Below are 15,239 nucleotides of genomic sequence, written 5' to 3'. Positions count from 1 at the left end.
CCATGCTACGGCAGAGACCGCGAAGATCTCGTGATACACGCGATGGCCCGTCCTGCGATCACAGGACGGGCCATCGGCTGCAACGGCGTCAGAGAATGCGACCGACGCCGCGACGCATCACTTCTTCTCGCTCAGCAGCTGCTCGCGCAGAGCAGCAAGCTGATCGGAATCGGCGAGGGTTCCGCTGGTGGACGCATCGGACGAATAGTTCGACGCGGCCTCAGCCTTGGGAGCCTCGTGCTCGGAGCCCTGTCCATCCTCGGCGGCGGAGGCGGCGGCGTTCTCGATCTCCTTGGAGGCGAAGGCCTTGTGCTCCTCCCACAGGTCGTGGGCGGTGGCGTACTGCGACTCCCACTCCTCGCGCTGCTTCTCGTATCCCGGGATCCACTCGTTGGTGGTCGGATCGAAGCCCTCGGGATACTTGTAGTTGCCGTTCTCGTCGTATTCGGCCGGCATGCCGTAGAGCGCCGGATCGAAGTCCTCGGAGGACGGATCCACGGAGTCGTTGGCCTGCTTGAGCGACAGCGAGATGCGACGACGGTCGAGATCGACGTCGATGACCTTGACGAAGATCTCCTCGCCGGGCTTGACGACGGTCTCGGGATTGTCGACGTGACGGTTCGCGAGCTCGGAGATGTGGACCAGACCCTCGATTCCGTCCTCGACGGAGACGAACACGCCGAACTGCACGATCTTGGTGACCTTGCCCTTGACGATCTGTCCGGGAACATGGGTGCGCGCGAAACGCTGCCACGGATCCTCCTGGGTGGCCTTGAGCGAGAGCGAGATGCGCTCGCGGTCCATGTCCACCTCAAGAACCTCGACGGTGACCTTGTCTCCGACCTTGACGACCTCCGACGGATGGTCGATGTGCTTCCAGGAAAGCTCCGAGACGTGGATGAGTCCGTCCACGCCGCCCAGATCGACGAACGCGCCGAAGTTGACGATGGAGGACACGACGCCCTCACGGATCTGCCCCTTCTTGAGCTGGCTCAGGAAGGTCTCGCGGACCTCGGACTGGGTCTCCTCAAGATACTGGCGACGGGACAGGACGACGTTGTTGCGGTTCTTGTCGAGCTCAAGGATCTTGGCCTTGATCTTCTGCCCGATGTACGGCGAGAGATCACGGACGCGGCGCATCTCGACGAGGGACGCGGGCAGGAAGCCGCGCAGTCCGATGTCGACGATGAGACCGCCCTTGACGGCCTCGATGACGGTACCCTCGACGACGCCGTCATCCGCCTTGATCTTCTCGATGTCGCCCCAGGCGCGCTCGTACTGAGCACGCTTCTTGGACAGAATCAAGCGGCCTTCCTTGTCCTCCTTGGTGACGACAAGCGCCTCCACGGTGTCGCCGACCTCGACGACATCGTCAGGATCGACATCCTTCTTGATGGAAAGCTCGCGGGAGGGAATGACGCCCTCGGTCTTGTAGCCGATATCCAGCAGGACCTCGTCCCTATCGACTCGGACGACGGTCCCCTCGACCAGATCGCCGTCATCGAAGTTCTTGATGCTGGAATCGACTGCCTTGATGAAGTCCTCTTCGGTGCCGATGTCGTTGATCGCAACCTTGGTGACTCCGCTATTGTTCTCTGCCATTAATTGTGGGTTTCTGTGAGATTATTGATGGATTGTATCGATGTTCAATTATCCGTGCCCTCTCAGGCACACTCAGGTCTATAATAACTAGCCCCCTGCACAATCACCCGACGGCCGTTCCGGGCGTGTCGGACAACCCCGGCCCTCGGCACCCCCGACCGTGGAGACTCCGCCGAAACCAATCCCACGCGCCACGGCGACGTGATCACTCGGTCTCAGCGCGCCGACGAACGTTCGGCAATCTCCACGACGTTGCTGAGCAGCATGGCCCGCGTCATCGGCCCCACTCCTCCGGGGTTGGGGGTGTAGGCGCCGCTGCGCTCGTAGCACCGGTGATCCACGTCGCCTTTGATGCGGTATCGTCCCACGGCGTCATCGTAGACGCGGGAGACTCCCACATCGACAAGGACGACCCCATCGCTCACGTCGTCCGGACCGACGATCCCGGCATGGCCTGCCGCAGCGATGATGATGTCGGCACGACGCAGATGGGACCGTAGATCCCGCGTTCCCGTATGACACTGCGTGACGGTGGCGTCCGCGCCACGCCGGGTCAGCATCAGCCCCATGGTCCGGCCGATGGTGATGCCCCTTCCGACGACGCACACCTCGCGTCCGGCCACGTCGATGCCATAACCGTCAAGAAGCGTCATCACCGCGCGTGGGGTGCAGGGCAGAGGGGTTCCGATCCGTCCCGAGACATGCGACACCAATTGACCCAGATTATAAGGATGCATGCCGTCGGCGTCCTTCGCGGGGTCGATGGCATCGACCACCGCCGTCTCATCGATGCCGTCGGGAAGAGGGAGCTGGACGATGAACCCGGTGCATCGCGGATCATCGTTGAGCGTGCGGACGGCCGCGATGACGTCGTCCTGCGTGGACTGCGCGGGAAGATCGATCCGGATGGACTCGATCCCGACCTCCGAGCAGTCGGCGTGCTTGCCCTTCACGTACCGAACCGACCCCGGATCCTCGCCGACCAGAATGGTGCCCAGCCCGGGGTGGACGCCCCGTTCGCCGAGCGATCGCACGCGGTCTGCCAAGTCGTTTTTGACCCGTCCGGCCATGGCCTTGCCGTCCATCCTGATGGGCATATGATCCTCCCGTTCCCCCGATGGAATCGATGTGCGCCCCCCCTAGGCTATCGTGGGGGGAGGTCACCGGAGGTCACCCAGGGATCACGCCATGACGATCCCCGATCCGATGGAGAGAGGATTTCCGCATGATGTGCTTCGCGCGAAAGGCCGCGTGCGCGGTGATGGCGCTGGCGATGACGATGACGATGGCGTCATGCTCGACGCCGGGGTCATCGGCGACGTCCGCATCCCCCGACGACACGGCGAAGACGGCCGTGACCGTGGTGTCATCCATCGCCCAGTGGGGCTCCCTGGCGTCCGCGATCGCGGGCGACGACGTGAAGGTGACGTCGATACTATCCTCGGACAGCGTCGATCCCCATGACTTCGAGCCCACCGCCAAGGATGTGGGCCGGATCCGCTCCGCCAGCATCGTCATCGTCAATGGAGCCGGATACGACGCGTGGGCCACGAAAAGCGCGTCCACCACGGCGACCATAGTGTCGGCCGCTCAGACCGTGGGGGCCATGGACGGAGACAACCCCCACCTGTGGTTCTCGAAGGACGCGCGCAGCGCCATGGCCGAGGAGGTCGAGGAGGCCTTGGCCAAGGCCATGCCCTCCAAGGCGTCGGCCTTCAGCAGGCGCCTGGATTCATGGAAGAAGCGCGAGGCCGCCGTGGAGAAGGCCGTATCCGCCGTGAAGGATGAGCACGACGACGCCACCTACGCGGCGACGGAAGCTGTGTCCTACTATCTCATGTCGGAACTGGGGTTCAAGGACAAGACGCCGGAGGGGTTCTCGAAGGCCGTCGCCAACGAGTCCGAACCCTCGGCATCCGATATCAGAAGCTTCACGTCCCTGATCAGCAATTCGCAGATCGATCTTCTGATCGACAACAAGCAGGAACGCGGGGCGACGGCGCGGATCCTCATTGCGGCGGCGAAGGCCCGGTCACTGCCCGTTGTCGAGGTTGGCGAGCAGATGCCGCAGGGAAGCGACGATCTGCTTGAGTGGATAACCGACGTGGTCGGGGACATCTCCGCCGCCCTGGACGATGACGCGCAGTCCGAGGATAAGGGTTCGTCTTCATCGTCTTCATCGTCTTCATCGTCCTCATCGTCCTCATCGTCCTCATCCTCGGCAGCGACGGAATCCTCTGCGAAGGACGCGGCCACCCGCTGACGGACTCCACCTCTACTGGGTGACGCCCCTCATTCGGCGCCCCAGCGGTATCGTCCTCCTCGTCAGAGGCCACCCTCGTCATGCGATTATTAATGATAATGATTGTCATGAGCGTCTGGCATACTGGCCGCATGACCACCAACGCATCCGCCGCCACCGAAACCGCCAATGCCATCGAATTCCATGACGCTTCGGTGACGCTCTCCGGAACCGTCATATGGAGCCACGGGAACTTCCACATACCCTCGGGTTCCGTCACCGCGATAGTGGGAACGAACGGAACCGGGAAGACGACCATGCTCAAGGCGGAGCTGGGACTGCTGCCCCTGAGTTCGGGAAGCGCCCGCGTCCTGGGAGCCGCGCCCGGAACCATGAACCATAGGATCGGCTATGTCCCCCAGAACTACGCCTCCAACACCGAGTCCCCGTTGACGGCGCTGCAATCCGTCCTTCTGGGCATGATGGGAGAGCAATTCGGCTGGCATCGGGCCACGCGGCGCCAGCGGGACCGCGCACGGCAGGCTCTGGAATTCGTGGGGATCGACGATCAGGCCGGCAAGCGCCTCAGCGAACTGTCCGGAGGGCAGAGGCAAAGAGTCGCGATCGCCCAGGCCTTGGGGTCCGACCCGGCTCTTCTTATGCTTGATGAACCGCTGGCGAACCTTGATCCAGCCAGTCAACACGAGGTCGTGGACGTGCTGGCCAGACTGAATCGCGAGTTGGGCATGACCGTCCATCTGGTATCCCATGACCTGAACATGCTGCTGCCCATTCTGACGGGAGCCGTGTACCTGCTTGACGGCCATCCGCACTACGCGACGATGGGCGCCGTCCTCGACCCTGCGCTGCTGACCCATCTGTACGGGACCTCGATCGGAGTGGTGACCACCCCCCAGGGGGACATGTTCATCACAGCCGGCGCCGGGTCGGCCGCCAGATCGACCGGCGCCGAACCGGCCCACATCCGATAGCACCACCACACGCTTCACCACAACCGGACTCCCGTCTCCCCCACGGGGAAGCGGAGCCCATGACGACGCCCACGGCCCGACCAAGGACGCGGACAAGACGGGAAGGATTCCATGACAGGACTCACCTTTGACCCCAACTGGATGGAGACACTGTCCTCCCCATTCATGACGAACGCCTTCCTCGCGGGGATATGCATCTCCATCGCCGCCGGCGTCATGGGGTACTTCACCATCGCGAGACACTCCACGTTCGCGGCCCATGCGCTTGCCCACATCGGCCTGCCGGGAGCCACCGGAGCCGTGCTCATCGGCGCCCCGGTCTGGGCCGGGATGGGTGTTTTCGCTCTGGCGGGGGCACTGGCGATAGGCGCGCTGGGGAAGCGCGCGTCGCAGCGTGAGATAGCCACTGGAACCGTTCTGGCCTTCGCCACGGGACTGGGCCTGTTCTTCGCGCGGATGTCAACGGCCGCATCCCAGCAGATGCAGGCGATCCTCTTCGGATCCATTCTGACGATAACGACGAATCAGATCATCGGATTCGCGGTTTTCGATCTTCTTCTGCTCGCCGTAGTCTCCGTCATCTTCCATCCGTTGCTGTTCAGCTCGCTCGACGACGAGGTCGCCGCCACGAGAGGAGTGCCCATCACGGCCATGAACATCGCCTTCATGGCGATTATGGCCGGCGTGATCACCATATCCGTTCCCGCAGTGGGAACGCTGCTCGTTTTCGCGCTCGTCGTCACACCGGCCGCGACGTCCATGATGGTCACCTCATCGCCGGTCGCCGCGATGCTGGTGTCCGGACTTCTATGCCTGATATCGATATGGGGGGGGCTCGCGCTCTCCACCATGGTCCCCATGCCGCCGAGCTTCGTCATCGTGACCCTGTCCACGATCATCTGGGGCGCGGCCCACGCCATCCACGCTATCCGCGTGCGTCGTCCGTCGAAGCGATAGCTTTCACCACGGCGGTGGCCATGGCCGCAACGCCCTCTCCCCTGCCGGTGAATCCCATCGCATCCGTCGTAGTGGCGGTGAGGGACACCGCACAGCCCAGACATCGCGACATGACCTTCTCGGCCAGAATCCGCCTCTCGCCGATCCGGGGCCGGTTGCCGATGACGACCACGGATGCGGACTCTATCATCAACCCGTGCGATCCCACCTCATCGGCGCATCGCATCAGCAGCTCGCGACCCGACGCTCCGGCGCCGGGCGAATCAGGACCCAGACCGGCGAAGCCGCCGATGTCGCCCAGCATCGCCGCCGAGAGGACAGCGTCAATCAACGCATGGGCCGCCACATCGCCGTCCGAGTCACCCTCAAGGCCGACGCCAGGCCATTCCAGACAGGCCACACACAGCGGCCGGCCGGAATCGACGGCCGAGAAACGATGGGCGTCGAACCCCATTCCCGTGCGCGACCCGCCGAAAGCGAACGGCGTCGAACCCCTGGATGCCAAGTCATCGGGGGTGGCGTGATCATCCACGACGTCCACTCACTTCTTCTTGGATTTCGGGGACTGCTTGTCAAGCCGGGCCAGCGTCTGGGACGCCGGCTCATCAGGGGCCTTGGTGTGATGGTCGTCATCCCCGGGCAACGGATCGGCGTATCCCAGATTGACGTCAAGAAGACGCTGGGTCTCCTCCTCGTCGATGTTCTCCGACAGGGCGATCTCCGACGAAAGAATGCTCCTCGCGCGCGTCAGCATGCGCTTCTCGCCGGCCGAAAGACCATGCTCGTCAACATCACGCTGGGACAGGTCACGAACGACCTCGGCGATTTTGTTCACGTCCCCCGTCGCGATCTTCTCCACGTTCAGCTTGTATCGCCGCGACCAGTTCATCTCCTTCTCGATGACCGGAGTGCGTAGAATGTCGAAGACCTTGGCGACCTCGGTCGCCCCGACGATGTCGCGCACCCCCACCTTGGCGGCATTGTCGACCGGAACGTTGATCACCAATCCATCCGATGAAAGAACGGACAACTCCAGATACTCGCGGGTCACGCCCTTGACGGTCCGCTCCGTGATGGCCTCGACCTTCGCGGCGCCATGCCGCGGATAGACAACCATGTCTCCGACCTTATACCCCATGAATCCTCCGTCACAGATAATGAACCCGGTTCATTATGCCATCAGGCGGGGACCGCCCATCGGTCATGGGAAAAACGGGCGACACGGCCGCCATTTATCGGGACACGGCCCCATTAGGCGACATGACGGGCCTATGCTGGTGACATGGCTGGAAAAACGACAATCAATGACGATCCCGTCGCTGCGCCCGCACTGAACGACTCGGCGATGATACCCGTGGACGACGATGTCCTCGATCTGGTGAGCAATGGCTCCTACCACAACCCGCACGCGGTTCTGGGGGGACATCTCGCCGAAGGCGAGAACGCCGACGTCACCACGATACGAGTGCTCAGGCCATTGGCCGGCGAGGTGCGCATCATCACGCTTGGCGGACGCTACGCGGCGCGCCATGAGCGCAACGGCGTATTCGTCGCCCTCGTTCCCTCCACCCGCACCCCGCACGGCTGGAGCGTCCCCGACTACCGCGTGGAGGCCACGTATCCGTCCGGCGAGACGGTCATCGACGACGACCCCTACCGGTACCTCCCCACGCTGGGGGACATGGATCTGTACCTTTTCGGCGAAGGACGCCATGAAAGGCTCTGGGAGGCTCTGGGAGCCCGCGTGATGAGTTTCGACGATCCGCTGGGATCGATCGACGGCGAATCCGGACGCCAGATTCAGGGAACGGCCTTCAGCGTATGGGCTCCCAATGCCCATGCCGTGCGGCTCGTGGGCGACATGAACTCCTGGGATGGCCGACGCCACGCGATGCGCTCCCTGGGGGTCTCGGGCGTCTGGGAGCTGTTCGTTCCCGGCGCGCATGCCGGACAGGCCTACAAGTATCAGATCCTCGACGCGAATGGCTCGTGGATCATGAAGGCCGACCCGATGGAGCGGTCGCATGAGGTCCCCCCCAAAACGGCCTCCATCATCGTCGACTCCCGACATGAATGGCACGATGGCCCCTGGCTTTCCGACCGCGCGCGATCCGATCCCCACGAGTCCGCCATCAGCATCTACGAGGTGCATGCCGGAAGCTGGCGCCCGGGAATCGGCACATACCGCGATCTGGCGGACCAGCTGGTCCCGTACGTCAAGGACGAGGGCTTCACCCATGTCGAGTTCATGCCCCTGGCGGAGCATCCCTTCGCCGGATCCTGGGGATACCAGGTGACCGGCTACTATGCGGTCGACTCCCGGCTCGGCGGACCGGACGATTTCAAATACCTCGTCGACGCCTTCCATCAGGCGGGGATCGGCGTGATCATGGACTGGGTGCCGGCGCACTTCCCGAAGGACGAGTTCGCGCTGGGACGCTTCGATGGAACGCCGTTGTACGAGGATCCGGATCCTCTCCGTGGCGAGCACCCCGATTGGGGAACCTACATCTTCAACTTCGGACGCCGCGAGGTGCGCAACTTCCTCGTCGCCAACGCCTGCTTCTGGCTGGACGAGTACCACGTCGACGCGTTGAGGGTGGACGCCGTCTCCTCGATGCTGTATCTGGACTACAGCCGCAAACCCGGTCAGTGGCATCCCAACGTCCAGGGCGGCCGCGACAACCTCGAGGCCATCGACTTCATCAAGGAGGCCAACGCCACCGCGTACAAGAACAACCCCGGCATCATGATGATCGCCGAGGAGTCCACCGCGTATCCGGGGGTCACGGCGCCCACGTCCATGGGAGGGCTGGGGTTCGGCCTCAAATGGAACATGGGATGGATGCACGACACGCTGCAGTACCTCCACGAGGATCCCATCAACCGCAGCTGGCACCATAACGAGATCACCTTCTCGCTGGTCTACGCCTATTCCGAGCATTACGTGCTCCCCATCAGCCATGACGAGGTCGTCTACGGCAAGGGATCGCTGCTGGGCAAGATGCCCGGGAACGACTGGCAGCGCTTCGCCGGCGTGCGCGCGCTCTTCGCCTATCAATGGGCGCATCCCGGCAAGAAGCTCACCTTCATGGGCAACGAGATCGCGCAGTCCGGGGAATGGAGCCACGATGGTTCCCTCGACTGGGACTCCCTGCGGGATCCGCGCCATGACCAGGTGAAAGCCCTCGTCGCCGACCTGAACGCACTCTACCGGTCGACGCCCGCCCTATGGACGCAGGACTTCGATCCCGCCGGATTCCAATGGCTCACCAGCGACGATTCTCAGCACAACACCTTGAGCTTCGTCCGTATGGGCTCCGACGGAAGCCAGATGGTCGTCGTCGTCAACTTCTCCGGCGATGCCTGGCAGAACTACCAGGTTCCCCTCACCGCTCCGGGAACGTGGACGGAGGTTCTCACCACGGATGACGAGAAATACGGCGGATCGGGAATCCATAACGGAACCTTCTCCGCACGGGAGGGGGAGTTCCATTCCCGTGGCTGGTCGGCGCATCTCACCATCCCCGCCTTGGGAGCGGTATTCTTGAAGCCGACGAACTGAAAGGCGGATTCCGTATGCTCAACGCTTCGGCACAAGGCAATGTCCCACGAACCATTCTTGTGGTCGAGGATGAGCCCGATCTGGCGACGGCCATCGCGCAGCGCATCAGCGCCAAAGGATGGACCGCGCGAGTGGCATCCGATGGAGCGAGCGCGGTGCGTGCCGCATCGCAGCTCAAACCCGATCTGGTCATCATGGACATCATGCTTCCGGTTATGGATGGCATCGAGGCGACGAAGCGAATCGTGGCGGAGCGTCCCGTCCCCGTGCTCATGCTCACCGCTCGCGACGCGGAGGCCGACAAGGTTCTTGGCCTTGGTGCCGGCGCGGACGACTACATGACGAAGCCCTTCTCCCCTCGCGAGCTCATAGCGCGGTGCGAGGCCCTGTTCCGACGCGTCGAGCGCGCCGCGACGATCGCAAAGAACATGGAGAACGAGAAGGTGCTCGATTTCGGTTCGCTGGTCATCGATCCCCGTCAGCGCATCGTCACGCGCAACGGCGAGGAAATCCATCTGACGCCCACGGAGTTCGACCTTCTGGCGACGCTCGCCCGGCATCCGCGGGCCGTTCTCAAACGCGAGAAGCTTCTCGAGGAGGTATGGGACTGGCCGGACGCGTCCGGAACGAGAACCGTCGACTCCCATGTCAAGGCCCTGCGCCACAAGCTGGGTTCCGATTCCATCCGTACGGCGCATGGCGTGGGATACGCCTTCGAACCTCCTGAGGATGGAGACGCGCCGGCGAGGACCGACTGATGCCCACGATCCGCCAGCAGGGCAAATCCGCCATGCGTGGGATATCGCGCTCGACTACCCGGCATATCGATTCGGACCGTCCCATCGGGTTCATCTCCTCGCTGAAGATGGAGCTGGGAGCGATTATCGTGATCTCGACGACGATCGCGTTCATCATGGCATGGTTCCTTCTCAAGGTGGGTTGGAGCGGGTGGATAGCCATGCCGCTGACGCTCGCCGTGTCCCTGGGGATCGCCTACGTCTTCTCACGCGGTCTGACCGTTCCCCTCCGACAGATGAGGGATGCGGCGGAGGCGATGGCCGACGGCGACTACAGCGTCCGCGTGCGGACCGGAACATCCAGCAATGACGAGGTGGGGCAGCTGGCACGATCGTTCAACGACATGGCCGAGGAACTGCAGCACGCGGATCAGATGCGCGCCGACATGGTGGCCAACGTCAGTCACGAGCTCCGCACGCCCGTGTCGGCGCTGCAGGCCATGATTGAGAACCTGGCGGACGGCGTCGTCGATCCCACACCCGCGAATCTCGAGAGCATACTCAACCAGACGCACAGGCTCTCCGACCTCATCGCCTTCCTCCTCGATCTGTCCCGCATGGAGGCCGGGGCGGCGAGTCTGGAGATCGAACGTTTCAACGTCGCCGATTTCATCGATGACACGCTTGAGCCTCTGGAGATTGCCGACTCGGGTCATGCGCACGTCATCAAGCGCGAGATTCCCGACGACATCGCCATGGAAGGCGATCAGGACCGGCTTCGGCAGCTGTTCACGAACATCATCTCCAACGCGCTGAAGCATTCACCGGACGAGTCCACCGTCCTCATCAGCGTCAGGGAGGACTCCTCCGCGGGTACCATCGTCACCAACGTCGTCAACTATGGATCGCAGATCCCCCTCGACGCCAGATCCGACATCTTCCGCCGCTTCGTCAAGGGCCGCGGAGCTCCGGGAACGGAGTCGGGCGGGACCGGATTGGGATTGTCGATCGCACGCTGGGCCGCCCAGCTTCATGGAGGATCGGTCCGGGTGGTGGACGATCCGCGTGGCGCCGACTTCGAGATCGTCCTGCCTCAGTACCATGTCGACGCCCGCGCCTGAAACCCGCTTCCGGATCCATGCCATCCGCCATCCGTGAGCTTCGCGCGACGCGCGAGCCACGACGCGCGATGGCCCCGGAAACGTACGCGGGAGTCCCGCACGGATCCGTGACGGGGACGGGTCGAGGGACGGTCGAGGGACGGCTCCCATCCACAGTGGTGTCCGAACCGCGGGACGAACATCCACACCCCTCCTATAATCGAACATATGTTCGAATCGAAGGAGGCGACTATGAGCCGGATCATCGCAGACCCCGCCGCAACCATGACCACGCAGCCATCCGCATGCCAGGAGGACTTCCCCTGCCGCATCACCGCATCCTACAGACCATCCCCCGCACGCGAGGACGGCCCCCGTCCGCCCATCGCGTTGGAATCCGTCCATGCGGGGTTCCCTTCCGTCGCCCAGGATTACATGGTGGGCGACTTCAGCCTTGACGACCACGTCATCCCCCATCCGGAGACCACCTTCATCGTGAGCGTGGCGGGAGACTCCATGCAGGGGGCCGGCATCTGGGACGGGGATCTCCTCATCGTCGACAGAGGGATCGACCCGCAGGACGGTGATGTGGTCATTGCGGCGATCGACGGCGATCTCACGGTCAAACGCCTCGTCCGCAGGGGACATCGGATCCTTCTCCATCCCGAGAACCGCCGGTATCCCGACATCATCGTCGAGGAGCCCCAAAGCCTCCTCGTCTGGGGAGTGGCCACCGGCTGCTACCATCCCCTGAGACCGGCGCCGCGCGCCCTGCCCATAGACGGCGGAGGCCGTCATCCACCGGCATGCGGCGGCGGCCAGTCATCACGAGACGGGCAGGATCCCGGAGTCGACTCATGACCCATGACGGGGGCGAGCTCATCGTTCTGGCCGACGTGGACAACTTCTATGCGTCCTGCGAGACGGTGTTCGCCCCATCCCTGCGTGGCCGTCCCCTGGTCGTGCTGTCGAACAACGACGGATGCGTCGTCTCGCGCTCACCCGCGGCCAAGGACCTCGGCATCGCGAACGGAACACCATGGTTCCGGATACGGGACAAAGCCTCATCGTGGGGACTCCTGGCGCGCAGCTCGAACTACGAGCTCTACGCCAGCCTCTCGGCTCGGATGATGGGTCTGCTCTCCCACCGCATGCCGGAGCAGGAGGTCTATTCCATTGACGAATGCTTCCTGCACTCGCCGTGGGACGACAACCGGACGATGCAGACGGCCCGGCTGATGAGACACGAGGTCATGCAGGGGCTGGGTCTGCCATTGAGCATGGGCGTGGCCCCCACGAAGACGCTGGCCAAGATAGTCAGCCACCACGTCAAAAAACACCCCGATACCGGCGGCGTCATGATGATTGGCCGCACCGAGAGCGACGGCGCCGGACCACGACGCGCCACGGACGAGATCCTCGACGCCACTCCCGTGGCGGACATCTGGGGAGTGGGACGACGACTCGCGCCGCGATTGGAGAGTCAGGGAATCCAAACGGCTCTGGACCTTCGAAACGCCGATCCGACGATGATCGCGCGACGATACGGAACCTTCGTGCAACGCACCGTTCTGGAGCTTCGGGGAATCCCCTGCGTACCTCCCGATCCCGATGCGGTCGGAGGGCATCGAAGCGGGCAGATACTCTGCTCGCAGATGTTCTCACGTCCTCTCACGAGCCTCGACGACCTTGGCGAGGCCCTGACGGTCTATTCCCAACGCGCCTCCGCCAGACTGCGCCGGCAGAATGGGCTGTGCACGCAGGTCACCATATTCTGCCAGGGCCGCCGACGATCGCCCGACGATACCGCGACGCCATCGGTTCACGCGTCCATGTCGTTGCCCGAACCCAGCGACAGCCCTCTTGCCATCTCCGGCGCGGCACGAGCGGCGTTGAGAAGCCGGTTCACCGACCACACGGCATTCATGCGGGCCGGCGTCATGCTCAGCGGAATCGTCGACCGCGACGACGCTCCCGCCCTTGAGGGTTTCGGGCCGGACCCTGGAGGTCATCTTCTCGGACAGGCACTGGACGCGGTCTCCATGCGATTCGGTCCCGGCCGCGTCGGGGTGGGACACGCGGGAATCCGGAGGTCGCATACGGAACGCAACGAAGTCATCGGCCGTGACGGGAATCCCGACTGGTCCATGCGGCGCGGCATGCTGTCACCCCGATCGACAACGCATTGGGATGAGATGGCCGTCGTCCATGCGCGCTGAGCCTCGGCGCAACCCGGCGTGTCCCGGCATGCCCCTCCACGTTTCACCGCGACCATGGATCCGCGTCACGGCGTCATATCAGGACGCATCACGGCATGGCGGGAGTATCACGAGGCATGGGAGTATCACGGCAGAACGCATCACGGCATGGGCGGAGGCGTCCGGGCGAGAGCCATGGCCACGTCGACGTCCACGCCCGCCTCTCGAAGAGTCCGGCAGCATCGCCGCATCGTCTCCCCCGTCGTAACGATGTCATCCACGACGCACACGCAGGCGCCCGAGCGTGCGGAACGACGAAGCACGTCCCGCTGCGGCTCGACGAGGGAGACGCCGCCGTCCATCCGTCGAGCGCGGCCCCGACGCCCACCGACCTCCACGGAACGCCTCATGCGTCGATCAAGGGAGATCGCGGGAACGACGATCGCATCGATCCCCGAATCGCGGAGCCTCTTGCCGACGACCCGGGCCAGCCCCTCCATATGCCACCGTCCCCTCCGGCGAATCGACGACAACGACGACGGAACCGGAACCAGCGCCACCGCCGGATGCCCCGATTCCATCAGGGCACGTCCATCGCCGACGACCCATCGCGCGAGCCTGTCCCCCATGGCACGTCCGAATTCCCCGACGCATTCCTCATCGCCATGGTCCTTCCACGCCAGAATCGCCTGGCGCGCCTCAGCGTCGTAATCGGCGCAGCACAGGCAGATCCCGCTGATGATCCCCGGCAAGGGGCGAACGAGATCCATGGAGAAAAGCCGGGAGCAGGCCCCGCATAGAACGGCGTCGGGCTCGTCGCATCCCGCGCAGCCACGCGGAAGAAGAACGTCACGAATCGCCATCAGCCAATCACGGAACCATCCCACGGAACCATGGTCGTGCCGCCGACCGGATACGGCATCACGGACACGAATTGTGGTCGAAGGACTCCCTGTGCTCCATCAGCCGCCCCATCAAAGGGGAATTAGGCCGACTGATTCACGATCCGTCATGCGACCCATCATGCAGGATGGCCAGCAGATCATCGCACACGTGCAGGGTCTGCTCCGGGCCGGACACGCGGATCGCGAAAACCCCGGCCTCAGCCACCGGATAATCGTTGCCACCCGGATCCATGCGATCGCCCACGAAAACGATGTCGGTGACACCGATTCCGCAGATATCCGCAAGGCGCCGGACGGCATAGGCTTTGTCAATGCCCCTGTCCGACACATCGACGCTTGTGGATCCTCCGGAACGGACCTCCAGATGGGGAAGATCGCTCGCCACCGCATCGGCGAGCCTGTTCTTGCGCGAGTTGTCGGGATCCCATCTCTCCTTGGCCTCCGGAGGGGCAAGCTGTCCAAGAGCCGAGAAGGTGATCTGGCTGCCTCTGTCCTCTATGCGTTCCCCCCAGACATGCTCTTCCCAGATTCCCTGCTCCTTCGCATGTCTGGTGAGCGACTCGATCGCGGCCGCGCGATCGGCCTCGCTCAGATCATGGGAATACATGCAGTCCCAGCGTTCTCCATCCCAGCCATAGCAGCGGGTCCCACTGGTGGGCATAAAAATCATCGACGACCGGGCGGTGGATTCGGGAAGAACATCGATGATCTGGCTACGCACCAGGGAGAAGCTCCCGCCAGTCACGACGGCAACCGTCCGCATCCGGGTCAGCCCGGCCAGCTTCGACGCCATAAGCGGTGTCATCGGCCTTTTGGAGCGCGCCAGAGTGTTATCCAGATCGAACCCCACCGCGCCTATGGATTCAGGGCCATGGCCTGATGCCAGCACGTCGGGATCATGCACAATCGCCATGTCGCCGCCTTTTCTCCTCGCATATTGA

At 63.7% G+C, this 15,239-nt stretch carries 14 protein-coding genes; 8 read left to right on the top strand and 6 right to left on the bottom strand.

The window, feature by feature from the left end:
- Positions 1–117 precede the first annotated feature (117 nt).
- A complete protein-coding gene (rpsA, locus tag BMIN_RS02550) occupies positions 118–1,602 on the bottom strand; it encodes a 30S ribosomal protein S1 (RefSeq protein WP_022861383.1) in 1,485 nt (494 codons plus the stop codon).
- A 215-nt stretch (positions 1,603–1,817) separates the two neighbouring features.
- Positions 1,818–2,699 carry a bifunctional methylenetetrahydrofolate dehydrogenase/methenyltetrahydrofolate cyclohydrolase gene (locus BMIN_RS02545; RefSeq protein WP_022861382.1) on the bottom strand — a complete coding sequence of 294 codons (882 nt, stop codon included), beginning with the start codon at positions 2,697–2,699 and terminating at the stop codon, positions 1,818–1,820.
- 128 nt (positions 2,700–2,827) lie between these two features.
- On the opposite strand from BMIN_RS02545, the gene BMIN_RS02540 reads away from it, so the two are divergent.
- The 3 genes from BMIN_RS02540 to BMIN_RS02530 all read left to right on the top strand — a co-directional run bounded on the left by BMIN_RS02540 (position 2,828) and on the right by BMIN_RS02530 (position 5,793).
- Positions 2,828–3,865 carry a metal ABC transporter solute-binding protein, Zn/Mn family gene (locus BMIN_RS02540; RefSeq protein WP_026647515.1) on the top strand — a complete coding sequence of 346 codons (1,038 nt, stop codon included), beginning with the start codon at positions 2,828–2,830 and terminating at the stop codon, positions 3,863–3,865.
- Between the two features lie 131 nt (positions 3,866–3,996).
- Entirely contained in the window at positions 3,997–4,836 is an 840-nt protein-coding gene (locus BMIN_RS02535) for a metal ABC transporter ATP-binding protein (RefSeq protein ID WP_022861379.1), read from the top strand.
- A gap of 111 nt (positions 4,837–4,947) precedes the next feature.
- Positions 4,948–5,793, top strand: a complete 846-nt coding sequence (locus BMIN_RS02530; protein WP_022861378.1) for a metal ABC transporter permease — start codon at positions 4,948–4,950, stop codon at positions 5,791–5,793.
- Here the strand turns inward: BMIN_RS02530 and BMIN_RS02525 are convergent.
- Positions 5,762–6,247 carry a 2-C-methyl-D-erythritol 2,4-cyclodiphosphate synthase gene (locus BMIN_RS02525; RefSeq protein ID WP_026647514.1) on the bottom strand — a complete coding sequence of 162 codons (486 nt, stop codon included), beginning with the start codon at positions 6,245–6,247 and terminating at the stop codon, positions 5,762–5,764. The genes BMIN_RS02530 and BMIN_RS02525 overlap by 32 nt on opposite strands.
- Before the next feature lie 87 nt (positions 6,248–6,334).
- Positions 6,335–6,931: a CarD family transcriptional regulator gene (locus tag BMIN_RS02520; protein WP_022861376.1), complete on the bottom strand. Its 597-nt coding sequence runs from the start codon at positions 6,929–6,931 to the stop codon at positions 6,335–6,337.
- Positions 6,932–7,075: 144 nt separating this feature from the next.
- Here BMIN_RS02520 and glgB point away from each other — a divergent pair, with 144 nt between their 5' ends.
- The 5 genes from glgB to BMIN_RS02490 all read left to right on the top strand — a co-directional run bounded on the left by glgB (position 7,076) and on the right by BMIN_RS02490 (position 13,414).
- Entirely contained in the window at positions 7,076–9,358 is a 2,283-nt protein-coding gene (gene glgB / locus BMIN_RS02515) for a 1,4-alpha-glucan branching protein GlgB (protein ID WP_022861375.1), read from the top strand.
- A 14-nt stretch (positions 9,359–9,372) separates the two neighbouring features.
- Positions 9,373–10,116, top strand: a complete 744-nt coding sequence (locus BMIN_RS02510; protein ID WP_022861374.1) for a response regulator transcription factor — start codon at positions 9,373–9,375, stop codon at positions 10,114–10,116.
- 32 nt (positions 10,117–10,148) lie between these two features.
- The gene (locus tag BMIN_RS02505) at positions 10,149–11,216 is read left to right on the top strand and encodes a sensor histidine kinase (RefSeq protein ID WP_026647513.1); all 1,068 of its coding nucleotides are present in this window, start codon (positions 10,149–10,151) and stop codon (positions 11,214–11,216) included.
- Between the two features lie 231 nt (positions 11,217–11,447).
- Entirely contained in the window at positions 11,448–12,056 is a 609-nt protein-coding gene (locus BMIN_RS02495) for a LexA family protein (RefSeq protein WP_022861371.1), read from the top strand.
- Positions 12,053–13,414, top strand: a complete 1,362-nt coding sequence (locus BMIN_RS02490; RefSeq protein ID WP_022861370.1) for a Y-family DNA polymerase — start codon at positions 12,053–12,055, stop codon at positions 13,412–13,414. The genes BMIN_RS02495 and BMIN_RS02490 overlap by 4 nt, the downstream gene beginning before the upstream one ends.
- Before the next feature lie 140 nt (positions 13,415–13,554).
- Here BMIN_RS02490 and BMIN_RS02485 read toward each other — a convergent pair whose 3' ends face one another.
- The gene (locus tag BMIN_RS02485) at positions 13,555–14,256 is read right to left on the bottom strand and encodes a ComF family protein (RefSeq protein WP_152595205.1); all 702 of its coding nucleotides are present in this window, start codon (positions 14,254–14,256) and stop codon (positions 13,555–13,557) included.
- Between the two features lie 136 nt (positions 14,257–14,392).
- Entirely contained in the window at positions 14,393–15,211 is an 819-nt protein-coding gene (locus BMIN_RS02480) for an HAD-IIB family hydrolase (protein ID WP_022861368.1), read from the bottom strand.
- Between the last annotated feature and the right edge of the window lie 28 nt (positions 15,212–15,239).

Source organism: Bifidobacterium minimum (assembly GCF_000741645.1).
Taxonomy (GTDB): Bacteria; Actinomycetota; Actinomycetes; order Actinomycetales; family Bifidobacteriaceae; genus Bifidobacterium; species Bifidobacterium minimum.
Note: the sequence above shows the minus strand (reverse complement) of the source record. Positions and strands in the feature narration are given on the sequence as shown.

Coding starts and splice junctions, on each gene's coding strand:
- BMIN_RS02525 (WP_026647514.1), bottom strand. CDS start 6,247: ATGGGGTTCGACGCCCATCGTTTCTCGGCCGTCGATTCCGGCCGGCCG.
- BMIN_RS02540 (WP_026647515.1), top strand. CDS start 2,828: ATGATGTGCTTCGCGCGAAAGGCCGCGTGCGCGGTGATGGCGCTGGCG.
- BMIN_RS02530 (WP_022861378.1), top strand. CDS start 4,948: ATGACAGGACTCACCTTTGACCCCAACTGGATGGAGACACTGTCCTCC.
- BMIN_RS02505 (WP_026647513.1), top strand. CDS start 10,149: ATGCGTGGGATATCGCGCTCGACTACCCGGCATATCGATTCGGACCGT.
- BMIN_RS02490 (WP_022861370.1), top strand. CDS start 12,053: ATGACCCATGACGGGGGCGAGCTCATCGTTCTGGCCGACGTGGACAAC.
- BMIN_RS02520 (WP_022861376.1), bottom strand. CDS start 6,931: ATGGGGTATAAGGTCGGAGACATGGTTGTCTATCCGCGGCATGGCGCC.
- BMIN_RS02510 (WP_022861374.1), top strand. CDS start 9,373: ATGCTCAACGCTTCGGCACAAGGCAATGTCCCACGAACCATTCTTGTG.
- BMIN_RS02480 (WP_022861368.1), bottom strand. CDS start 15,211: ATGGCGATTGTGCATGATCCCGACGTGCTGGCATCAGGCCATGGCCCT.
- BMIN_RS02485 (WP_152595205.1), bottom strand. CDS start 14,256: ATGGCGATTCGTGACGTTCTTCTTCCGCGTGGCTGCGCGGGATGCGAC.
- rpsA (WP_022861383.1), bottom strand. CDS start 1,602: ATGGCAGAGAACAATAGCGGAGTCACCAAGGTTGCGATCAACGACATC.
- BMIN_RS02495 (WP_022861371.1), top strand. CDS start 11,448: ATGAGCCGGATCATCGCAGACCCCGCCGCAACCATGACCACGCAGCCA.
- BMIN_RS02535 (WP_022861379.1), top strand. CDS start 3,997: ATGACCACCAACGCATCCGCCGCCACCGAAACCGCCAATGCCATCGAA.
- BMIN_RS02545 (WP_022861382.1), bottom strand. CDS start 2,699: ATGCCCATCAGGATGGACGGCAAGGCCATGGCCGGACGGGTCAAAAAC.
- glgB (WP_022861375.1), top strand. CDS start 7,076: ATGGCTGGAAAAACGACAATCAATGACGATCCCGTCGCTGCGCCCGCA.